This is a genomic window from Agrobacterium sp. NPDC058088, assembly GCF_042885035.1.
GTDB lineage: Bacteria > Pseudomonadota > Alphaproteobacteria > Rhizobiales > Rhizobiaceae > Agrobacterium.
On the sequence record NZ_JBHVSU010000002.1, the window covers coordinates 114,986 to 135,190 of the forward strand.

The 20,205-nt window shown below is 58.2% G+C and carries 21 protein-coding genes; 20 read left to right on the plus strand and 1 reads right to left on the minus strand.

What is annotated here, in order from left to right; translation table 11 throughout:
* The first annotated feature begins 186 nt into the window (after window positions 1-186).
* The 17 genes from rem (at window position 187) to ACFVTJ_RS05940 (ending at window position 15,214) form a co-directional block, all read left to right on the plus strand.
* Entirely contained in the window at window positions 187-858 is a 672-nt protein-coding gene (gene rem, locus ACFVTJ_RS05860) for a transcriptional activator Rem (protein WP_080826101.1), read from the plus strand.
* Between the two features lie 105 nt (window positions 859-963).
* Window positions 964-2,259: a flagellar hook protein FlgE gene (locus ACFVTJ_RS05865; protein WP_386905474.1), complete on the plus strand. Its 1,296-nt coding sequence runs from the start codon at window positions 964-966 to the stop codon at window positions 2,257-2,259.
* Between the two features lie 22 nt (window positions 2,260-2,281).
* On the plus strand, window positions 2,282-3,760 hold the full coding sequence (gene flgK, locus ACFVTJ_RS05870; RefSeq protein ID WP_386905476.1) for a flagellar hook-associated protein FlgK: 1,479 nt from the start codon (window positions 2,282-2,284) through the stop codon (window positions 3,758-3,760).
* A 3-nt stretch (window positions 3,761-3,763) separates the two neighbouring features.
* A complete protein-coding gene (locus ACFVTJ_RS05875) occupies window positions 3,764-4,867 on the plus strand; it encodes a flagellar hook-associated family protein (protein ID WP_386905477.1) in 1,104 nt (367 codons plus the stop codon).
* A gap of 34 nt (window positions 4,868-4,901) precedes the next feature.
* The gene (flaF, locus tag ACFVTJ_RS05880) at window positions 4,902-5,246 is read left to right on the plus strand and encodes a flagellar biosynthesis regulator FlaF (protein WP_003503365.1); all 345 of its coding nucleotides are present in this window, start codon (window positions 4,902-4,904) and stop codon (window positions 5,244-5,246) included.
* Window positions 5,243-5,692 (plus strand): flagellar biosynthesis repressor FlbT, encoded by a 450-nt coding sequence (gene flbT, locus ACFVTJ_RS05885; protein ID WP_386905480.1) that lies wholly within the window; start codon window positions 5,243-5,245, stop codon window positions 5,690-5,692. The genes flaF and flbT overlap by 4 nt, the downstream gene beginning before the upstream one ends.
* Window positions 5,683-6,156: a flagellar hook assembly protein FlgD gene (flgD, locus tag ACFVTJ_RS05890; RefSeq protein ID WP_386905482.1), complete on the plus strand. Its 474-nt coding sequence runs from the start codon at window positions 5,683-5,685 to the stop codon at window positions 6,154-6,156. Before flbT ends, flgD begins: the two co-directional genes overlap by 10 nt.
* A gap of 45 nt (window positions 6,157-6,201) precedes the next feature.
* The gene (gene fliQ / locus ACFVTJ_RS05895; RefSeq protein WP_003503352.1) at window positions 6,202-6,468 is read left to right on the plus strand and encodes a flagellar biosynthesis protein FliQ; all 267 of its coding nucleotides are present in this window, start codon (window positions 6,202-6,204) and stop codon (window positions 6,466-6,468) included.
* Window positions 6,469-6,625: 157 nt separating this feature from the next.
* Window positions 6,626-8,713: a flagellar biosynthesis protein FlhA gene (flhA, locus tag ACFVTJ_RS05900; RefSeq protein WP_386905484.1), complete on the plus strand. Its 2,088-nt coding sequence runs from the start codon at window positions 6,626-6,628 to the stop codon at window positions 8,711-8,713.
* Window positions 8,710-9,465 (plus strand): flagellar biosynthetic protein FliR, encoded by a 756-nt coding sequence (gene fliR / locus ACFVTJ_RS05905; RefSeq protein ID WP_386905486.1) that lies wholly within the window; start codon window positions 8,710-8,712, stop codon window positions 9,463-9,465. The genes flhA and fliR overlap by 4 nt, the downstream gene beginning before the upstream one ends.
* A 15-nt stretch (window positions 9,466-9,480) precedes the next feature.
* The gene (locus tag ACFVTJ_RS05910; RefSeq protein WP_386905488.1) at window positions 9,481-9,900 is read left to right on the plus strand and encodes a hypothetical protein; all 420 of its coding nucleotides are present in this window, start codon (window positions 9,481-9,483) and stop codon (window positions 9,898-9,900) included.
* A gap of 112 nt (window positions 9,901-10,012) precedes the next feature.
* Window positions 10,013-10,570 (plus strand): rod-binding protein, encoded by a 558-nt coding sequence (locus ACFVTJ_RS05915; protein WP_386905490.1) that lies wholly within the window; start codon window positions 10,013-10,015, stop codon window positions 10,568-10,570.
* 29 nt (window positions 10,571-10,599) lie between these two features.
* A complete protein-coding gene (locus ACFVTJ_RS05920; protein ID WP_386905492.1) occupies window positions 10,600-10,968 on the plus strand; it encodes a hypothetical protein in 369 nt (122 codons plus the stop codon).
* Window positions 10,968-11,501, plus strand: a complete 534-nt coding sequence (locus ACFVTJ_RS05925) for a flagellar basal body-associated FliL family protein (protein ID WP_386905493.1) — start codon at window positions 10,968-10,970, stop codon at window positions 11,499-11,501. The genes ACFVTJ_RS05920 and ACFVTJ_RS05925 overlap by 1 nt, the downstream gene beginning before the upstream one ends.
* A 183-nt stretch (window positions 11,502-11,684) precedes the next feature.
* Window positions 11,685-12,359: a WecB/TagA/CpsF family glycosyltransferase gene (locus tag ACFVTJ_RS05930; RefSeq protein WP_386905495.1), complete on the plus strand. Its 675-nt coding sequence runs from the start codon at window positions 11,685-11,687 to the stop codon at window positions 12,357-12,359.
* A gap of 114 nt (window positions 12,360-12,473) precedes the next feature.
* Window positions 12,474-14,237, plus strand: coding sequence for a hypothetical protein (locus tag ACFVTJ_RS05935; RefSeq protein WP_386905497.1), 1,764 nt, complete (start codon window positions 12,474-12,476; stop codon window positions 14,235-14,237).
* A gap of 77 nt (window positions 14,238-14,314) precedes the next feature.
* Complete coding sequence (locus tag ACFVTJ_RS05940) at window positions 14,315-15,214, plus strand: bifunctional methylenetetrahydrofolate dehydrogenase/methenyltetrahydrofolate cyclohydrolase (protein WP_386905499.1); 900 nt, start codon at window positions 14,315-14,317, stop codon at window positions 15,212-15,214.
* 17 nt (window positions 15,215-15,231) lie between these two features.
* Here ACFVTJ_RS05940 and ACFVTJ_RS05945 read toward each other — a convergent pair whose 3' ends face one another.
* The gene (locus ACFVTJ_RS05945) at window positions 15,232-16,257 is read right to left on the minus strand and encodes a LacI family DNA-binding transcriptional regulator (protein ID WP_386905501.1); all 1,026 of its coding nucleotides are present in this window, start codon (window positions 16,255-16,257) and stop codon (window positions 15,232-15,234) included.
* A gap of 274 nt (window positions 16,258-16,531) precedes the next feature.
* Between ACFVTJ_RS05945 and ACFVTJ_RS05950 the strand changes: the two genes are divergently transcribed.
* The 3 genes from ACFVTJ_RS05950 (at window position 16,532) to ACFVTJ_RS05960 (ending at window position 20,175) form a co-directional block, all read left to right on the plus strand.
* On the plus strand, window positions 16,532-17,893 hold the full coding sequence (locus tag ACFVTJ_RS05950) for an ABC transporter substrate-binding protein (RefSeq protein WP_386905503.1): 1,362 nt from the start codon (window positions 16,532-16,534) through the stop codon (window positions 17,891-17,893).
* Window positions 17,894-17,999: 106 nt separating this feature from the next.
* Complete coding sequence (locus tag ACFVTJ_RS05955) at window positions 18,000-19,013, plus strand: carbohydrate ABC transporter permease (protein ID WP_022555634.1); 1,014 nt, start codon at window positions 18,000-18,002, stop codon at window positions 19,011-19,013.
* A gap of 1 nt (window position 19,014) precedes the next feature.
* Window positions 19,015-20,175 carry a carbohydrate ABC transporter permease gene (locus ACFVTJ_RS05960; protein ID WP_386905506.1) on the plus strand — a complete coding sequence of 387 codons (1,161 nt, stop codon included), beginning with the start codon at window positions 19,015-19,017 and terminating at the stop codon, window positions 20,173-20,175.
* Window positions 20,176-20,205: the final 30 nt, after the last annotated feature.

Sequence of the window (20,205 nt, forward strand, 5' to 3'; positions counted from 1 at the left end):
TTCAAAATTTTTACACAAAAATTTTGTGCCATATATGGTTAACACCCACTATATGTAGATCAAATCGGCACAAAATGGTTAATCAATTATTAATAACTATCGATGATTTCCTACAGTTGTCCGTGAATCCCCCGATTCGTACCAATGCCTTATTGGAAAACACCACACTGATTCGGAGGCGGACGAATGATCGTAGTGGTTGATGAGCGCGAGCTCGTTAAAGACGGCTATACATCTCTATTTGGGCGTGAGGGCATCCCCTCGACCGGGTTTGATCCGGTTGAATTCGGGGAATGGGTCTCGACGGCAGCGGAAAGCGATCTTGCGGCCGTGGAGGCCTTTTTGATCGGCCAGGGCGACCGGAGCTTCTCTTTGCCGAAGGCGATCAGGGATCGCACGACGGCGCCTGTGATTGCGGTCAGCGACCAGCCCTCGCTGGAAGCGACACTCGCGCTTTTCGACAGCGGCGTCGACGATGTCGTGCGCAAGCCGGTTCACCCCCGTGAAATCCTTGCGCGTGCGGCGGCCATCCGTCGCCGGCTGCAGGTTATCTCGAACTTCACTGACGCTGGGCCGATCCGGGTTTTCTCCGATGGTCGTGATCCCGAAGTGTGCGGCGAAGTATTTGCCTTGCCGCGCCGCGAGCGTCGTATCCTTGAATATCTGATTGCCAATCGCGGACGTCGCGTTTCCAAATCGCAGATTTTCAATGCCATCTACGGCATCTTCGATGATGACGTCGAAGAAAACGTCGTTGAAAGCCACATCAGCAAGCTGCGTAAGAAGCTGCGCAAGAAGCTCGGCTACGATCCGGTCGATTCCAAGCGGTTCCTCGGCTACAGCATTGATTGGCAATGATTTTCATTGACCCGCGTGGTCTTTTTCAAACGCGGTATTTCAGACAGCTTCACGCAAGCCAAACGCTTTACCTTCTCCTTGAAAGATGACCACGAGGGTTTTTGAATGAGTATTTTCGGCACTATGCGAACCGGTGTGTCCGGCATGAATGCGCAGGCGAACAAGCTGGGCACCGTGGGCGACAACATCGCCAACGCAAGCACCACCGGCTACAAGCGCGCTTCGACGTCGTTCTCCTCGCTCGTTCTGCCCTCCTCGTCGGGCAGCTACGCTTCCGGCGGCGTGCAGTCTAACGTTCGCTACAGCATTTCGGAGCAGGGCAACCTCTCCTACACCACCTCGAGCACGGACCTTGCCATTCAGGGCAACGGTTTCTTCGTGGTTCAGGATGGTGCGGGCACGCCTTACCTTACCCGCGCCGGTTCCTTCCAGAAGAATGCGGAAGGTTTTCTGGAGAACGCGGCTGGCTTCAAGCTGATGGGTTACCCATACGGCGCCAATCCGCCGGCTGCGGTTGTCAACGGCTTTACCGGTCTGGAAGCTATCAACATCAATGATTTCGGCTTGACGGCATCGCCTTCGACACAGGGCAGCTTCCCGGCGAACCTCAATCGCGATGAGGCCATTGTTGCTGCCGGATCGCGTCCAAGCGATAACGTTGCGACCTCGACGGTTGGGGCGAAGACATCGTTGACCGCCTTCGACAGCGGCGGCGCCAAGGTTCTTTACGATTTCTACTACACGCGCATCGACAATGACGCGTCCGGCAATCCGCAGTGGGAAGTGTCCGTCTATCGTCAGGATCAGTCCACAAATGGCGGTTTCCCCTATACTGCGACGGCGCCAGACACGCTTGTCAAGGAAACGGTCACGCTGACTTTCGATCCGGCTACGAACAAGCTCACGACTGCTTCACCGAAATCGCTCACGATCAATGACAGCAATAGCGGCGTCGCGCAGGCGATTGATATTGACCTCTCGCAGATGACGCAGTTCTCGTCCAAGTTCACCCCCGGAACGGCTATTCTGAATGGCAACGGTCCGAGCCAGATCAAGGATGTTGAAATCGGCAAGGACGGTCTGGTGACGGCGGTCTATCAGGATGGTGGTCGCCGCAACATCTACCAGCTGGCGCTGGCAACGGTACCGAGCGTCGACAATCTGAGCCCGCAGAACGGCAACGTCTATCTGCCGAGCAACGAGTCCGGTGTCGTCACCATCGGTTTCGCGCAATCGGGCAGCTTCGGTTACATCCAGAAGGGTGCGCTGGAAGGCTCGAACGTCGATATCGCCAGCGAACTCACCGACATGATTGAATCACAGCGTATCTACACAGCGAATTCGAAGGTCTTCCAGACTGGATCGGATTTGATGGACGTCCTGATCAATCTGAAGAGATAGTAATTCCTACGGGGACAGATGAATGTCGCTCACGTCAGCAATGAATACTGCGCAGTCGATTTTCAATAATACAGGTAAGCAGACGGACGTTACCTCGAAAAACATTGCCAATGTCGGCAATGCGAACTACGTCAAGCGAACCGCCATTCTCGGCACGACCATGGGTGGAGCGAGTATCGTCTCCAACGGCCGTGCCCAGAATGAAAGTCTTCTCAGGCAGACGATTTCCAGCTCTTCTCTCGCTTCCGGCCAGAGCACCGTGCTCAGCGGTCTGGAGGAAATGAAGAGCATTTTCGGCGGCAACAGTTATGAGAGTTCGCCAGCCAACTACATGAAGGAACTGCTGAAGAGCCTGGATGGCTACGCGGCGAAGCCGAGCGATTCCGCTCTGGCCGCAACGGCGGTGACCTCGGCGACGGATGTCGCCAGTTCCCTGAACAAGGCGTCGAGCGAAGTGCAGGCGATGCGCCTGCGCGCCGACAAGGAAATGTCCCTTCAGGTCGACAAGCTGAACGGGCTGCTCGCGAAGTTCGAGGAAGCCAATAATGAGGTGAAGGCGCAGACGGCGATCGGCGGCGATGCGAGCGACGCGCTCGACCAGCGCGAGACGCTTCTGAAGGACATTTCCTCCATCATCGGCATCAATGTCGTCAACCGTCCCAACAATGACGTGGCGCTTTATACGACGGACGGTGCGACGCTGTTCGAAATCGTACCGCGCAGCGTCACTTTCAAGGTCCAGCCGGGTTACGATGCGACGACCACGGGCAACGCCATTTATGTCGACGGCGTCGCGCTGAAAGCGGGCAATGGCGCCAACACCACGGCGGAAGGCTCGCTTCAGGGTCTGATGCAGGTCCGTGACGATCTGGCGCCGACAATGCAGAGCCAGCTTGATGAAATAGCCCGCGGTCTCATCACCATGTTTGCGGAAAAGCCGGCCGACCCCGCGAGCGGTCTGCCTAACATGCCCGGCCTCTTCACGTACGGCTCGCCCGCGGCAACGACCATTCCGCCAGACGGGGTTGTCTCTCCTGGGCTCGCAGCCAGCATTACCGTCAACCCGGCGTTAATTATTTCCAAAGGTGGCAATCCGGAATTGTTGCGTGACGGCGGTATCAACGGTACCGATTACGTGATCAACTCCGCAACGTCGGGTGGAACCGGTTTCTCCGCCCTGATCCGCAGCTATGTGACTGCTTTTGACGCGCCCATGAATTTTGCCGCGTCGACACGTATCGATACGAATACCAGCATTCTGAAATACGGCACCAACTCGGTGGGGTGGCTCGAACAGGAACGTTCCGGTGCGACTTCGGCAAACGAAGCGAAAAGCGCGCTTTATGAGCGCTCGGCCACGTCCTACTCGAACAATACGGCGGTCAGCCTGGATGAGGAGCTCTCGCTGCTCATGGATATCGAGCAATCCTACAAGGCCGCCACGAAACTTGTGACCACAGTCGACGAAATGCTCAAGTCGCTGATGGACATGGTGAGGTAAACGATGAAAACGTCCTTCATTTCATCGCTGGCGATGCAGAACAGCATGCGCAGCACCATTCTTAAGGCTCAGCTTGAGATGACCGGTCTCAATACCGAGCTGACGACGGGCAAGCATGCCGATCTCGGCCTGACGCTCGGCGCCAATACGGCCCGCAGCCTCGATCTCAACCGTGATGTCGACCGCATTTCCTCGCTGATCAGCGTCAATTCGATCGCAACGCAGCGCCTTACATCCTCGCAGACGGCGCTGGACGGCATGGCGAAAGCCGCGCAGGAAATTCAGAAGGTGCTGGTCCCCAATACCGGCAGTGAAGCACCGACGCTGACGACTGTCGCCCAGACCATCTCGAATGCGTTCAACAATTTCACAAGCTTCGCCAATACGGCTGTTAACGGCGAATATCTGTTCTCCGGCATCAATACGGATGTGAAGCCCGTCGATGATTATTTCGCGGATGGATCGCCGCTGAAGGCAGCCTACGAGACAGAGCTGAACGCATTCATGGCAGCGCAGACGCCGCCAGTGGGCGATTTCGCCAGCCTGTCCAAAACGCAAGTCGAAGCCTTCATGACCCATATCGAAGGCGTGTTCAACGGCACGACCACGGTTACGAACCCGCCGCACAGCAGCCTGACGGCCGGCCAGAACTATGATTTCTGGACGACGTTCGGTTCGAAGGCGAGCGACACCAACATGACGAGCCGGATCAGCCAGAACGAAATCGTCGAGACGTCGAGCAACAGCAATTCGCAGGGCATGCGCTATTTCGCACTGACCGCGATGACGTCAATGACCTTCCTTGATCCAAAGGTGGACAGCGGCGTCCGCGAAATGGTGGCGATGAAGTCTGTCACCAATATCGGCACGGCCATCAACGGTCTGAACCAGCAGCAAAGCCAGCTCGGTCTTTCCGAAAGCCGTGTCTCGAAAGCCAACGATTCGCTGGAGGCTCAGAAGAAGATCATCGAAACGCATCTCTTGGATATCGAGGGGATCGATACCTACGAGGCGAAGACCCGTCTCGACCTGCTGCAGCAGCAGATTGAAATCGCATACAGCCTCACGTCGCGTCTGCAAAAAATGAGTCTGGTAAACTACCTCTGATGAGCAGAGGTGGCGGCAGATAAAGGATACATGAATGTACCAGTTTTCCTACGCCGAAATCATGGAGGATGGTGTCGCCAACGCGAAAGATCGCGAGCGGCAGGCGTTGACAAAATCGATCGACCTTCTCGTGGAGGCAAGGGACTCCTCCTCGCAGCGGCCAACGATCGAAGCACTTTTTTACACTCGACGGGTCTGGATCCGCTTCATTGAGGATCTCAAGCAGCCCGACAACCAGCTGGCCATGGAACTCAGAGCCAATCTGATCTCCATCGCAATCTGGATTTTGAAAGAGTGCGAACTGATAAGGAAACGTCAGTCGACGAATTTCCAGGGCATAATTGACGTGACAACCATCATCAGGGATGGACTGAAATGAAAAGTACACTTCGAATTTCGCTGAAATCGGGCGAAAAGATTTTCATCAACGGCGCAGTTCTGCGTGTAGATCGCAAGGTCGCGCTTGAATTCCTGAATGATGTCACGTTCCTGCTTGAAAACCACGTTCTGCAGCCGGATCAGGCGACGACGCCGCTCCGACAGCTCTATTTCATCGCGCAGATGATCCTCATCAACCCGGAAGGGCGCGATCAGTCGACCAACATGTTCCGCAAGTCGGTCAGCATGCTGCTGAATTGCTTCCAGCATGACGAGGTTTTGGCGGAACTGAAGCGGATCGACGGGCTGGTTGCGTCAGGCAAGGCTTTCGAAGCGCTGAAGGCGATCCGTAGTCTTTATCCGATCGAGGAAAAAATCCTCACCAATCAGGAAATGACCCCGGCAACGATCGAACAGATTCGCAAGGAGATCGCACCATGGCGGTAGATGCAGTCAACGCCGCAGCGGCAAACCCCTGGGCGAATGCCGGGGCGAGCAGCAGCGACAAGAACGCGGCCTCTCTGAACTATGACAGCTTCCTGAAGCTCCTCATCGCCCAGATGAAAAACCAGGATCCGACCAGCCCGATGGATGCGGGCCAGCAGATGTCGCAGCTCGCAAGCTTCTCGCAGGTCGAGCAGACGATCAAGACCAATACCCACCTGAAGAGCATGCTGCAGGCGGAAGCCTTGACGCGCGCATCCGATCTGGTTGGCAAGACCGTCATGAGCGCCGACGACAAGGTCACCGGCGTGGTGAAGGAAGTTCAGGTCTTCTCGGACGGTATCGTTGCCGTCACGGAAGCCGGTGATAAAGTGCTTCTGCAGGCTGGTGTGGTCTTCTCCAACGGCCCAATCACGTCTAAATCTGACGAGACAACGGTCGATTCGAATACGTCGGCCGGTTCCTGATAGCGAGGCGGCATGATGCCGCCTCTATGAAACAAGGATGCGACGATGAACGAGGCCGATGCGCTTGATATCATGCAGGCGGCAGTCTGGACGGTTCTCGTTGCGGCAGGTCCGGCGGTTCTCGCCGCCATGATCGTCGGCGTCGTCATTGCCTTCATTCAGGCCCTGACCCAGGTTCAGGAAATGACGCTGACCTTCGTTCCCAAGATCGTCACGATCATGCTCGTTCTTGGCGTCGCCGCCCCCTTCGTGGGCGCGCAAATATCGCTTTTTTCCAATCTCGTCTTTTCTCGCATCCAATCTGGTTTCTGACGCCAGTCCGCCGTGGATGCCACCCTCGCGCAAGCTTCAGCGGCTAGGGATAGGCTAAAGCATCGGCCCGAATTGCGTTCGCTTTTCGAGAGTCGGTGCCGCGGAACCGTGCGACGGCTTTTCCGTCGCCCTTCTCATGAAGAGACAGGACGAATTCATGGCGCAACCACCAGTCATTTCCTTGCCGAAGGTCAGTCCGAGCGCGCGTGATATCGGCTTCGCTCTTGGCATTGTGGCGATCCTCTGCGTCCTCTTCCTGCCTATTCCGGTCATGCTGGTCGATATTGGCCTTGCCTTTTCGATCGCGCTCTCGGTCCTTATCCTCATGGTGGCGCTCTGGATCCAGCGGCCCCTGGACTTCTCGTCTTTCCCGACCGTGCTGCTGATAGCGACCATGATTCGCCTGTCGCTGAACATCGCGACAACGCGCGTCATTCTCTCGCATGGCAGCGAGGGACCGACGGCGGCCGGGGGCGTCATTGCGGGTTTCTCCAGCCTCGTCATGTCCGGCGATTTCGTGATCGGTCTGATCGTCTTCCTGATCCTGATCACGGTCAACTTCATCGTTATCACCAAGGGTGCGACGCGTATCGCGGAAGTCGGCGCGCGCTTCACCCTTGACGCCATCCCCGGCAAGCAGATGTCGATCGACGCGGATTTGTCCGCCGGCATCATCGACGAAAAGGAAGCACAGCGTCGTCGCCGGGAACTGGAAGAGGAAAGCTCCTTCTTCGGCTCGATGGACGGTGCCTCTAAATTCGTTCGCGGCGACGCGATTGCCGGCCTCATCATCACCGCGATCAACATTTTCGGCGGCATCATCATCGGTTACTTCCGCCATGGCATGCCGATTGGCGAAGCGGCCGACGTTTTCGTCAAGCTTTCGGTCGGTGACGGTATCGTTTCGCAGATCCCGGCCCTGATCGTCTCGCTGGCGGCCGGCCTTCTGGTGTCCCGCGGCGGCACGGCCGGATCGACGGATCAGGCTGTTGTCAATCAGCTGAGTGGTTATCCCCGCGCCCTCATGGTCTCGGCCATGCTGATGGGACTGCTGGCCATCATTCCGGGCCTTCCCTTCCTGCCGTTCATGTTCCTCGGTGGCATCATGGCCTTCGGCAGCTGGTATATTCCGCGCCAGGCGGAGGCCGAAAGCGCGCTCCGCCGCCAGGAGGAGGAGAACAAGGTTCTCCAGACCACCGAAGCGGAAAAGGATTCGGTCAAGCAGGTGCTGAAGACCGCTGAAATCGAACTGGCGCTCGGCAAGCAGGTTTCCACTCGCCTTCTTGGCGCGCATCAGGAGCTGGCTTTCCGCGTCGGCAAGATGCGCAAGAAATTCGCGTCGCAGTACGGTTTCGTCGTGCCGGAGATCAAGGTTTCCGACGACATCATGATCCCCGAAAAGGCCTATCAGATCCGTGTTCACGGCACGACCATCGCTTCAAGCAACCTGCGCGTCGGCGATGTTCTTGTCGTGACGGGGGCAGGGCGCAAGCCAAGCATTCCGGGCGACGAAATCCGCGAACCCGCTTTCGGCATGCCAGCCGTCTCGATCCTCGAAACCTTCACCGAGGATCTGAAGCGCGAAGGCTTCCACCCGATCGACAACGTCTCCGTGGTGCTGACGCATCTGAGCGAGGTTATCCGCAACAACCTGCCGCAGCTTCTCTCCTATAAGGACGTCAAGATCCTCATCGACAGGCTCGACCCCGAATACAAGAAGCTGGCCGATGAAATCTGCTCATCACACATGTCCTATTCCGGCCTGCAGGCGGTGCTGAAGTTGCTGCTTGCCGAGCGTGTGTCGATCCGCAACCTGCATCTCATTCTCGAAGCGGTCGCTGAACTTGCACCGCATGTACGCAAGACCGAGCAGATCGTCGAACATGTGCGGGTGCGCATGTCACAGCAACTCTGCGGCGATCTCGCCGATAACGGCGTGCTGCGGGTACTGCGTCTCGGCAACAAGTGGGACATGGTTTTTCATCAGGCGCTCAAGCGCGATCAGAAGGGTGAGATCGTCGAATTCGACATCGATCCCCGCCATCTCGAGGAGTTTTCCGACGAGGCGTCGAAAGTTATCCGTGAATTCATGGATCGCGGCCTGCCCTTTGTCCTTGTAACCTCGCCGGAAACGCGGTCCTATGTGCGCATGATTATCGAGCGACTCTTTGCGACCCTGCCGGTTCTTTCGCATGTGGAACTGGCCAAGGGTCTCGAGATCAAGATTCTGGGCGCCATTTCATGATCACCGACCCGCAGGGAACAATCGTTGCATTGTTCCTTGCCATCTGCCGCATCGGCGCTTGCTTCATGACCATGCCGGGCTTTTCCAGCTCGCGCATCTCGCCGCAGATTCGCATGCTTCTGTGTGTCGCGGTGTCCATGGCGCTTCTGCCCGTGCTGTGGGATACGATCTATCCCAAAGTCTCCGGTGCCAGCCAGGGCACGGTCGTTGGCCTTATCTTCACCGAAATCCTCATCGGCGCGATGTATGGGCTGATTGCCCGCTTCTACACCCTCGGCTTTCAGTTCACCGGCGCGCTCATCGGCGCTTCCATCGGCCTCAGTGCGCCGGGCGGCGCCGATCCTATCGAAGACGTGCAGGAAAATCAGATCGCCAACTTCATCACCTTCGGTGGACTGCTGGTGCTGTTCATGATGGATTTCCACCACATCGTCCTGAAGGCGCTTGTGGATTCCTATACCGCCACGCCCGTCGGCGCGCTGATTAGCGGCCAGAAGATGCTGATTACGCTGACGGATACACTGCGGGCATCCTTTTCGATCATGCTGCGGCTGGCGAGCCCCTTTGTGATCTACGGCCTGATGTTCAACGTCGCGGTCGGTCTCATCAACAAGCTGGCGCCGCAAATCCCGGTCTTCTTCATCTCGACACCGTTCGTCCTGGCGGGCGGTCTTTTCATGCTCTACCTGTCGGTCGCGGCCCTCATCCGGCAATTCGTGGATGGGTTCGGCCCGGTCTTTATCGGTTTTTGATCGAAAGGAGACGCCATGGCTTCGGACAAACGCTCTGAAAAGCTAAAACGTCTGGTAACGGTCCAGCGGCACATGGAAAAAATGGCCGAGGTGGAATTGGCCGACACCACCCGTGCACGTACCGAAGTGGCACAATCGATGGAGAGCACGCTGGAGGCCATGAGCTCCATGGAGCCCGTGCATCAGACTTTCTCCAGGCATTATTCGGATCGCTATGGCCGTCTCGTCGTCCAGGACCGCCAGCTTGAAGGTGTTCAGCATTTTCAGGAAAACAAGGTCCTGAAGGAAAAGACCAAGGCCGACCGGTTGGAGGACCGGATGCATATTGCCCGCGATCTCGAAGACCGCGAGGCCGATGATAATGCAATCTACGATTTGCTGGAAATGACGAATGTTTCGCAGACACCAGCCTCCAGCAAGGTTGGCGATTCATAGTCTTCCCGTTGTTGCATCGCGGGTGTTCTTAAACAAACCTTCCGCGGTGCTTCTTGATTGAGTGAACGCGCCGTTTTGCGTCGGCACGTTCACCGGCTCGGGAGTTCGGGACGTGGCGATATCGGTTATAAGCGATCTGGTGATGGATGTGGTTCGTGCGGCGGATCCCCAGGAAGTACAGGTCGCCCAGGAGAAATTGAAGGCGAACAAGGCGGCTTTTGCCGCAACCAGCCTCGCCGATTCCGGCAAGGGCTTCGGCGCTGCCGTCGATATGCTGGATGGCGCCTCTTCGAAAGCTGGCCTCGGCAATACCAACATTCGCTCGGCGCGCACGGAAATTCCCGAAACATATCGCAAATATGAGGCCTCTGTCCTCCAGACCTTCGTTGCCAACATGCTGCCGAAAGACAGCGAGGAGGTTTACGGCAAGGGTAATGCCGGTGAAATCTGGAAGAGCATGATGGCCGAACAGTTTGCCGACACGATTTCCAGAAATGGCGGCGTCGGCATTGCAGAGCAGGCATACAAGGATGCGCTTCGGAAAGCCGAAAGCAAAGGCATTACCGACGTATCGATGAATGACAAAGATCATAATGCTGCAATTCGGATGGTGGCGGAGTTCGAACGGCAGGTCCTCGGCGTTTCCAATGATAAAACGGACGAGGCTTGAGAATGAAAAACCTTAACGAGGAGACAAGCATGGACCTTATGTCGAACGACCACCGTATCCAATCCGTTCTCGGCCGCCTTGAGATGATCATCGACAACGAGAACGACAATATCGGTAAGGACCCCCAGTTCGACTTCAAGGTCTCCAACGCCCATAAAAGCCGTTGCCTTTATGAGCTGACGATGCTTGTGCGCGATACACCGCACGAGGAAATCGCCGCCGGTTACATGGAGCAGGTGAAGGGCATCAAGTCCAAGCTCGCCACCAATGCCAGCCGCGTCGAGGCGCATCTGAACGCGGTTCGCGCTGTCGCGGATCTGCTCAAGAACGCTATCCAGGAAGCCGATACGGACGGCACCTATTCCCAGGAGCAGTTTCTCTACGGCGCAGCCTCCTGATGTTGAAGCTTCTTCTCACCGGCGTCTGGGTTTGCGCCGTCACGCTCGGCGCGGTGTATTTCTCCGTCCAGATGGCGACGGCGCCGACGCCGGATGAGGCGGGGGCAAAAAAAGCCGATCTGCAACTGGTCAAAGGCGAAAGCATCACGATCCCCGTCATCAATGATGGCGGCGTGAACGGTTATTTCCTCAGCCGCATTTCGCTGCGTGTCGACAGGGCCAAGATGGCGAAGATCGAGCTGCCGGCAACGCAACTGATGACCGATGAATTGTTCACGCTGCTGGCCGGTTCTTCTATGGTCAACATCGCCAATATCTCCACCTTCGATCCTGATGCTTTCAAGCAGCGCATCCGTGAGGGGCTGAACAAAAAGCTTGATGACGAGGTGGTTGAAGACGTGCTGATCGAACAGCTCGACTACCTGTCGAAAGCCGACATCCGCGAGCAGAACGGCAACGGCACGCCGCGCTCGGTCAAGCTCGTCGAGGGTGAGAAAGCTGAAGCAGCAGAGGCTGCGACACCCAGCCACTGACGGTAAGAGGGCTCCGGCGACGCGAAGCGCTCTGGTTAATTATCTCCTGCTCCGTCCGTGCGCATTCGAGAGATTGCTTTCAAGCAAAATTCAACCAGCACCTGTATAACAAAACCATGAACCACCGCCCCGCAGACCATGCGCCGGGCAGGTGGCGATCGGTTTGGTATTTGGGGGTTGGCAATGAGTTTCGCGTCAGGTTTTGCGCGCCAGGGATTGCAGCGGAATATCCACGGGCTGCGCGTCTGTGATCTAGACTGGAACGGCGCACTCGAGCTGGTCAGCGGCAAGGCTTCGGCCCGTGAGGGGCACACGATGCTCTCCTTCCTCACCATCGAGAAGGCGAAGCTGTCGCTCAAGGATACCGCTTATCGGCAAATTCTGGAAAGCTGCCTGCTTCTGCCGCAGGGCAAGGGCATGAAAGCGGCCGCACGCGTGGAGCATGGCAAGCCTCTGCCCGCCAGCATCGATGGTGTTGCCTTCACCATGGCGCTTCTGACCTATATGGCGGTGCCGAAACGCATCGGTGTGGCGGGTGACGATGCGGCACAGGTCGGCGAGGTGCTTGCCCGGCTGCGTGCGCATGCGCCCTGGCACGACTTCGTCATGCTGAACCAGGATGCCTCCGGTGTGAAGGTGGATGTGCTCCTGGCGGGAATGCTCAAGGAAAATCAGGAGACATGGTTGCACCGCACCGTCAGCCGAGACGATGCGCGTGTCACCATTGCAGTCGGCCCCCTGTTCAAGGTTCTGTCGTCGGAAGTGGCCGGCATGCCGGACATTTTCCGCAAGCTGCATATGAGCTGGCTCTACAGCCTTTGCGCCGAACCCTGGCACATCGCGCTCGGCAAGAACTGATATCAGGCCGTGCAGTGCCCTGTTAACCATTTGTTTGCCACGATCCTTTAACCTCTCGTAAGGTTTTGACAGTCGCCCGTTGCGGGCGGCGCCGAGGGTGGCAGACGGCTTCAGATGGTTGATGACAATCCGGATATGATGGCGATCCGTCCCGAGGGGGATGATTTTTCCACGCCCGTGTCGCAGTGGCGCAGGCATTGTCTGCGGCTGCTGACGGCAGGCTGCGTCGCGGCCGCCACGCTGGCGGGCGCGGCCATTCCGCTGCTGCTCATCGATTCCGGTTTTCGCGGTTATGTGTCGCAGGCCCGGATCGAGGTTACTCAGACTGGTTACGACGCCCCGGATGCGTCCCGTTTTCTGGCGATGGCGCGGCGTACCCTGCTTTCGCCCTCCGGGCTTGAGCGGGTAACGGCCGATCTGAAGCTGAAACCTGCCGATATGCTCGGCGTTCGCAATCAGGGCGAGTTTGGCCTGCTGTTCGATCTCCTGACGGGCACGCATGCGCGCGTGGTTTCCCCGCGGGAGGCGCTGAATGGCGCAGTCGGCGAGGCAATCCGGCTGGAACTGACGCCCGATGAAAATATGCTGGTCGTTACCGCCAAGGCCGCGACACCAGAAATGGCCATGCGGCTGACGGACTATCTTTCGATGCGCGTGATGGCGGATGGCAAGGCCGGCACGATGACGCCCGCCATGCGCGAGATGGAAAGGGCACGGAAGAAGCTGGATGAAGCCGAAGCCGCCGTGAATGGTTTCCAGATGCGCCATGGCGATGCCGTGATGACCGAAGCACAGCAGCTCGAGCAGCAATTGCGTGACGTCAACGACAGTCTTGCACGGGCCACCCGGCAGAAACAGTCTCTCCAAGCCGATCTGGCTGCGGCTTTGGCCCTAAAGCCGAGTGACGTTTACTCCAAACCGCTGCCATCAGGCACCGCTTTTTCGGCGCTTGAGGATGTCAGGCAGAAACAGGCAAGTGCCAGCATGGCGCTTGCCGGAGTATCGGTGGATTACGGCCCGAAACATCCCCGCCGCATCGCCGCCCAGAATGCCGTGGATGCCGCGCAGGCACTTGCTGCCCCCGCACTGCGCCAGTTGGTCGAGGGCCTGCGGGCGGACGAAAAGCGCGTCAATCAGGAGATCGCCACCGCCACTGGCGAGCAGAAGACACATCTCGACCGCCTGAATGCGCTGGGTGTCGCGCCCGATGAATTCTCCAGATTGCATGACGAGCTGGAAACGGCGCGAAATATCTATCTGGAGGCAAGCGAACGCCGCGACCTGACGGCCTCGACAACGCCTGCCATCGAAACCCGTCTGGCGAAGAAGGCTGGTCCGGGCGAATTGTCCCGCGACCTGACGCAGGCCGCCATGCTGGCGGGCGGCGGAGCGCTGGTCGGCCTGCTGGGCAGTCTCTATCTCCTAAGCTACCGCCGCCATGACGAGGAGGAGGAGGCCGTTTCGACCGCTGAAACCGGCGAGGAACGAGCTCACTTGGTCGCCGCGCCACAGTTTTCGGAATTCGAGCCGATCGAACCGGCCGTATTCGACGACCTGCAGCCTGTCGCCGCGGAGACAAGTGTCGAGGCGGAAGAGGATAGCTTTGCCGACTATTACGGCGAGGCTGCAAATGACGCGGATGATATGCCGCTGGACGAACGTGTGCGGCAGGTGCTGATGGGCAATCGCACCGTCAGAACGGCCGATCCTGCTTCATCAGGGCTGCCGCCGCTTCTGGCAGAAGCCCTTGCCGGGGACTTCGACCATGCACAGGCCGAAGCCGAGGAACTGATGGAATTGCGACGGGAACTGGCGTTCCTGAGGGAGTGCCTTACCGATTACGCCGATCGCCGTGAAGCCTACCGCAAAACAGCCTGAAAACGCCGCATTTTAGCTTGCATTCCTGCGAAGGGGGCACCATACGGAGCCTACGTAACCCAGCAGGAGCAGGACGCATGGCAGTTGTGATTGACGGGAAGGCGAAGGCGGCTTCGGTAACGGAGGCGGTCCGCATATCGGCAGAAGCGCTTGAGGCGGAAAAGGGCGTAAAGCCTGGTCTCGCGGTTGTCATCGTCGGAAATGATCCGGCCAGCCACGCTTACGTGAATTCCAAGAGCAAGATGGCCAAGCAATGCGGTTTCAACTCCATCCAGCACACGCTGCCGGAAGAAATCACGCAAGCGGATCTCCTGAAGCTGGTCGGCGAATTGAATGCCGATGCCTCCATCCACGGCATTCTGGTGCAGTTGCCGCTGCCGAAACATTTCAATTCGGATGAAGTCATCCAGTCGATCCTGCCCGAGAAGGATGTTGACGGCCTGAGCGTCTTGAATGCCGGCAAGCTTGCGACCGGCGATCTCGCCACCGGCCTCATTTCCTGCACGCCTGCCGGCGCCATGCTCCTGGTGCGTGGCATTCACGGCGATGATCTCTCGGGCCTGACCGCCGTTGTCATCGGCCGCTCCAACCTTTTCGGCAAGCCCATGGGCCAGCTTCTGCTCAATGCCAACGCCACGGTGACGATGGCGCATTCGCGCACTAAGGATCTGGCCGGCATTTGCAAGACGGCGGATATTCTGGTGGCGGCGGTTGGCCGCGCGGCGATGGTGAAGGGCGACTGGGTGAAGCCGGGCGCGACCGTCATCGACGTCGGCATCAACCGCATACCCGCACCCGAAAAGGGCGAAGGCAAGTCGAGGCTGGTGGGCGACGTCGCCTATGATGAAGCAAGCGCCGTTGCCGCGGCCATTACCCCTGTCCCCGGTGGTGTCGGCCCGATGACGATCGCGATGCTGATGGCAAACACCGTCATCGCCGCTCATCGCGCCGAAGGCCTGGCGGCACCGAAATTCTAGGCGGTTGAAACGGCCGGCTACGCTTTCGGAGCCGGCCCCGTCGAGGCACGCACCACCAGTTCCGCCTTCCAGAGTTCCTGATGGGGCTCCGTCTGGTCGTTCTTGATGCGATTGATCAGGCGCTGGCCCACGCGGACGCCTGCTGCCCTCAGCGACGAGCGGGTGGTGGTGAGCGGCACTGAGAAGTTATCGGGTTTCAGCAGCGGCAGCACATCATCATGGGCGATGAGGGAAATATCCTTGCCGGGCTTCAAGCCCCGCTGGTTGAGCGAACGGATCGCGCCGAGCGCGAGCGCGGTACTGGCGCAGAGAATGGCGGTCGGTTTTTCCGGGCGTGAGAGCAATGCCTCCATGCCGAGATAACCTTCCTCGTCGGTCATGCTGCTGTGTCTCTTGTTGCTGGCATGTAATGTCAGGCCATTGGCCGCCAGCGCCTTTTCGACCCCAAGACAGCGACGATAAGCGAAATCATAACCCTCCGGGCCATTCAGTAGGCCGATGCGCGTATGGCCAAGCTGCAGGAGGAGTTGGGTTGCATCGTGAAAGGCGCCCTCGTTATCCACATCGAGATAGGGATAATCATCTTCCACCCCGATGGAGCGGCCATGCACGAGGAAGGGCAGGGAGAGTGACTGCATCATGGCGATGCGGGGGTCATTCTTCTTCATATAGGCGAGATATATACCGTCGACACTGCCGCTGGCCGCCAGCCCACGGAGGGCTTCCCGCTCTTTTTCCGGCTCTGTCGGCATGATGACGAGATGAAAGCCGCTGCGCGATGCCTCCTCGCCGAGACCGCTTAAGAATTCGCCGAAATGCACGTCGGAACGATGATGCTCACCAATCGGCATCACGAGACCGATAGAGCCGACTTTACCCGTTGCCAGCCGCTGCGCTGCCGCGTTGGGGCGATATCCCGTCTTTTCAGCAGCTTCCATGACGCGGCGGCGGGTTTCCGCGCTGACCTCGGGATAGCCGTTGAGCGCCCTGCTGATGGTCGTCTGCGAAATCCCCAGCAGTTGCGACAGCTGTTTCAGGTTCATGTCTGTCATTCCTCCATGCGCGCGCTGGGAAAAGGCCAAAAGCCACTCCTCATTTTCCCAAAGCGCTTTAGATTTTTAACAGCCCCATCCGCTTTTCTCAATCGAAAATGATAGCCGCCTTCCTAAATCAATATGACTGTTTCTTAGGTGAGGCAGCGTTTCCGAATAAAGAGCCTCTTGACTCCATCTTGATGACAATGAGATGAATAGGCAGCCAAAGCGCTTTGATTGGAGAGGACGCTTTGAGCCTTTTATGTGATGGGAGGTAAATCACATGCGGAAGACCCTTTTGGCGACGGCTGCTTCAATCGTGCTGCTGTCGGGTTCGGCCTTTGCCGCCGATCTGAAATTCGCGCCGGGCGCTGATGCCAAGTTCAACTGGAAAAGCTACGAAGACTTCAAGGCAGCCCATGCTGACCTTAAAGGCCAGACGCTGACGATTTTCGGCCCGTGGCGTGGTGAGGACGAGGCTTTGTTCCAGTCCGTACTCGCCTATTTTGCTGACGCAACGGGCGTGAATGTCCGTTATTCCTCGTCGGAAAACTACGAGCAGCAGATCGTCATCGACACACAGGCCGGCTCGCCGCCCAATATTGCCATTTTGCCGCAGCCTGGCCTTCTCGCCGATCTCGCCGCCAAGGGTTTTCTTGTGCCGCTCGGCGACGACACGGCCAAATGGGTCGAGGAAAATTACGGCGCGGGCAAATCCTGGGTCGATCTCGGCAGTTATAAGGGTAAGGACGGCAACAAGGCCTATTTCGCTTTCCCCTTCAAGGCGGATGTGAAGTCGCTCGTCTGGTATGTGCCTGAGAATTTCGAAGAAGCGGGCTATAAGGTGCCCGAGAGCATGGAAGACCTGCTCAAGCTCACCGAACAGATCGTCGCCGATGGCGGCACGCCCTGGTGCATTGGTCTCGGCTCCGGTGGTGCGACCGGCTGGCCGGCAACCGACTGGGTCGAAGACCTGATGCTGCGCACCCAGCCGCTGGATGTCTACCAGAAGTGGACGACCAACGAGGTGAAATTCACCGATCCGGCCGTTGTTGCGGCGATCAACGAATTCGGCAAATTCGCCAAGAACGAGAAATATGTCAGTGGCGGCGTTGCGGCCGTGGCCTCCACCGACTTCCGCGACAGCCCCAAGGGCCTCTTCGACATTCCGCCGAAGTGCTACCTGCACCATCAGGCATCGTTCGTCCCGTCCTTCTTCCCAGCGGGAACCAAGGTCGGAACGGATGCGGATTTCTTCTACATGCCGACCTATGCCTCAAAGCCTGAGCTCGGCAAGCCGGTTCTGGGGGCCGGCACGCTCGTCACCATCACCAAGGAAGCGCCGGCTGCCAAGGCATTCGTCCAATTCCTGCAAACGCCGATCGCCCATGAAGTGTGGATGGCGCAGTCCAGCTTCCTGACGCCGTACAAGGGTGTGAATGTCGAAACCTATGCCAATGAGCAGATGAAGCGTCAGGGCGAAATCCTGACCACGGCGACGACCTTCGGCTTTGACGGTTCCGACCTGATGCCCGGCAAAATCGGTGCAGGCGCTTTCTGGACCGGCATGATCGATTTCGTCGGTGGCAAGTCGGCCGATCAGGTCGCGAGCGATATCCAGAAGGCCTGGGACGGCCTGAAGTAACATGGATTGAAACGAGGCCCGGTGGTTCGCTGCTGGGCCTTGTCCGCAAGAACGGCCCGACGACCGCATTATCAGCGCGGCGCGGGGAGGATCAAGGGAGGGGACCATGGCTCAACAACTCGTGTCTGCCATCGGCGTCATGGTGGCTGGCGTTTTTGCCTGCGCTGCCTATTACTGGTTATCCGACAAGGCGCTTCAGGCGATTTTTCCGGTTCGCTCGGGAGACGTCATTCACGCATCCCGAAACTTGAACCGCCGTGCCGCCGTCCGGCCGTGGCTGTTCATCGGCCCGGCGCTAATCCTTCTGCTCGTCTATCTTGTGTATCCCGTCATCGCAACGCTGATCCTCTCCTTCTACGACCGCACCGGCAGCGAATTCGTCGGTCTCGCCAATTATCGCTGGGCGTTTTTCGATGCCGGTTTCCGCCAGTCGATCTTCAACAACATCCTCTGGCTCGCCGTCGTACCGGCCGCCTGCACCTTCTTCGGCCTCGTTATCGCTGTCATGACGGACCGTATCTGGTGGGGCAACATCGCCAAGTCCATCGTCTTCATGCCGATGGCGATCTCCTTCGTCGGCGCTTCCGTCATCTGGAAGTTCATCTATGAATACCGCGCCGAGGGCCAGGTGCAGATCGGCCTGCTCAACGCCATCGTCGAGTTTTTCGGTGGCAATCCGCAGGTCTGGATTTCCATGCCCTTCTGGAACAACTTTTTCCTGATGGTCATCCTCATCTGGATTCAGACTGGTTTCGCCATGGTCATCCTGTCCGCAGCACTGCGCGGAATTCCGGAAGAAACCATCGAGGCGGCCGTCATCGATGGCGCCAATGGCTGGCAGATCTTCTGGAAGATCATGGTTCCGCAGATCTGGGGCACCATCGCCGTCGTCTGGACGACGATCACCATTCTCGTGCTGAAGGTCTTCGATATCGTGCTGACCATGACTAACGGGCAATGGAACACCATGGTTCTCGCCAACCTGATGTTCGATTGGATGTTCCGCGGCGGCGGCGATAGCGGCCGAAGTGCCGTCATAGCGCTCATCATCATGGCGGCCGTCACCCCGATCATGGTCTGGAACATCCGCCAGGCCAACCGCGAGATGGAGGGCCGCTGAGATGAATATCATCAAACGCCTTCGCCGCGTCGGCCTGCCGCGCCTCATCGTCCACGCCAGCGTTCTGATCGTCGTGCTGCTCTGGCTCTTGCCCACGCTCGGCATTCTCGTAAGTTCGCTGCGCGACAAGGACCAGATCACGGTGTCGGGCTGGTGGACCGCTTTTTCGAGTTCCGAACAAACGCAAGCCGTCCGTCTGGCCGATGCCTCGGTTCAGAAACAGGATGGCAGCCGTTACGTAATATCCGGCAACGTTTTTGAGAACGGACAGGGCGGCAAGGTCGCAGCCTTCGGCGTTCGAGTGCAGGAGCCGACAGCCTTCAAGGCAGGTGAAGCCGCCGATATCGGCGATGGCGAAACGCTGCTGGTCAACGAGGATGGCACCTACCAATTCAGCAGGACGTCCAGCTTCGAAGGCACGCGCGGCAAGCGTGTTTACATCTCCGTCGCAACGCCGCCCGTCTTCACCCTCGACAATTACCGTACGGTGCTGACATCGGAAGGCATTGGCCAGTCCTTCGTCAACTCGCTTACGGTCGCCGTGCCCGCAACCGTCATCCCCATCCTCATCGCCGCCTTTGCCGCCTATGCCCTGTCATGGATGAACTTTTCCGGCCGCAATCTGCTGATTGCCATGGTGGTGGGCCTGATCGTCGTGCCGTTGCAGATGTCGCTGATCCCGCTTCTGAGACTGTACAATGAAATTGGCACCATCTTCGGCGTGCCGTCCAAGACCTATGCTGGGATCTGGCTGGCGCACACCGCCTTCGGCCTGCCGCTCGCCATTTACCTGCTGCGCAACTATATTTCCGGCTTGCCGAAAGAGATCATCGAAAGCGCCCGTGTCGATGGCGCAAGCGACTTCGAAATCTTCGTCAAGATCATCCTGCCGCTGTCTTTCCCCGCGCTCGCCTCCTTCGCCATCTTCCAGTTCCTTTGGACCTGGAACGACCTTCTCGTCGCTATGGTCTTCCTCGGCACGCAGAAGGACGAGCTGGTGCTGACAGGCGCGCTTAACGCGCTGCTCGGTTCGCGCGGCGGCAACTGGGAAATTCTTACCGCCTCGGCCTTTGTCACCATCGTCGTGCCGCTCGGCGTTTTCTTCGCTCTTCAACGTTATCTCGTGCGTGGCCTGCTGGCAGGCTCCGTCAAGGGAGGCTGATCATCCCATGAACGCCCATACCACACAGGA

What these genes read in the sequence shown, in the direction of transcription:
- rem (WP_080826101.1), top strand. Translation starts at nt 187, where the DNA reads ATGATCGTAGTGGTTGATGAGCGCGAGCTCGTTAAAGACGGCTATACA.
- ACFVTJ_RS05865 (WP_386905474.1), top strand. Translation starts at nt 964, where the DNA reads ATGAGTATTTTCGGCACTATGCGAACCGGTGTGTCCGGCATGAATGCG.
- flgK (WP_386905476.1), top strand. Translation starts at nt 2,282, where the DNA reads ATGTCGCTCACGTCAGCAATGAATACTGCGCAGTCGATTTTCAATAAT.
- ACFVTJ_RS05875 (WP_386905477.1), top strand. Translation starts at nt 3,764, where the DNA reads ATGAAAACGTCCTTCATTTCATCGCTGGCGATGCAGAACAGCATGCGC.
- flaF (WP_003503365.1), top strand. Translation starts at nt 4,902, where the DNA reads ATGTACCAGTTTTCCTACGCCGAAATCATGGAGGATGGTGTCGCCAAC.
- flbT (WP_386905480.1), top strand. Translation starts at nt 5,243, where the DNA reads ATGAAAAGTACACTTCGAATTTCGCTGAAATCGGGCGAAAAGATTTTC.
- flgD (WP_386905482.1), top strand. Translation starts at nt 5,683, where the DNA reads ATGGCGGTAGATGCAGTCAACGCCGCAGCGGCAAACCCCTGGGCGAAT.
- fliQ (WP_003503352.1), top strand. Translation starts at nt 6,202, where the DNA reads ATGAACGAGGCCGATGCGCTTGATATCATGCAGGCGGCAGTCTGGACG.
- flhA (WP_386905484.1), top strand. Translation starts at nt 6,626, where the DNA reads ATGGCGCAACCACCAGTCATTTCCTTGCCGAAGGTCAGTCCGAGCGCG.
- fliR (WP_386905486.1), top strand. Translation starts at nt 8,710, where the DNA reads ATGATCACCGACCCGCAGGGAACAATCGTTGCATTGTTCCTTGCCATC.
- ACFVTJ_RS05910 (WP_386905488.1), top strand. Translation starts at nt 9,481, where the DNA reads ATGGCTTCGGACAAACGCTCTGAAAAGCTAAAACGTCTGGTAACGGTC.
- ACFVTJ_RS05920 (WP_386905492.1), top strand. Translation starts at nt 10,600, where the DNA reads ATGGACCTTATGTCGAACGACCACCGTATCCAATCCGTTCTCGGCCGC.
- ACFVTJ_RS05925 (WP_386905493.1), top strand. Translation starts at nt 10,968, where the DNA reads ATGTTGAAGCTTCTTCTCACCGGCGTCTGGGTTTGCGCCGTCACGCTC.
- ACFVTJ_RS05930 (WP_386905495.1), top strand. Translation starts at nt 11,685, where the DNA reads ATGAGTTTCGCGTCAGGTTTTGCGCGCCAGGGATTGCAGCGGAATATC.
- ACFVTJ_RS05935 (WP_386905497.1), top strand. Translation starts at nt 12,474, where the DNA reads ATGGTTGATGACAATCCGGATATGATGGCGATCCGTCCCGAGGGGGAT.
- ACFVTJ_RS05940 (WP_386905499.1), top strand. Translation starts at nt 14,315, where the DNA reads ATGGCAGTTGTGATTGACGGGAAGGCGAAGGCGGCTTCGGTAACGGAG.
- ACFVTJ_RS05945 (WP_386905501.1), bottom strand. Translation starts at nt 16,257, where the DNA reads ATGAACCTGAAACAGCTGTCGCAACTGCTGGGGATTTCGCAGACGACC.
- ACFVTJ_RS05950 (WP_386905503.1), top strand. Translation starts at nt 16,532, where the DNA reads ATGCGGAAGACCCTTTTGGCGACGGCTGCTTCAATCGTGCTGCTGTCG.
- ACFVTJ_RS05955 (WP_022555634.1), top strand. Translation starts at nt 18,000, where the DNA reads ATGGCTCAACAACTCGTGTCTGCCATCGGCGTCATGGTGGCTGGCGTT.
- ACFVTJ_RS05960 (WP_386905506.1), top strand. Translation starts at nt 19,015, where the DNA reads ATGAATATCATCAAACGCCTTCGCCGCGTCGGCCTGCCGCGCCTCATC.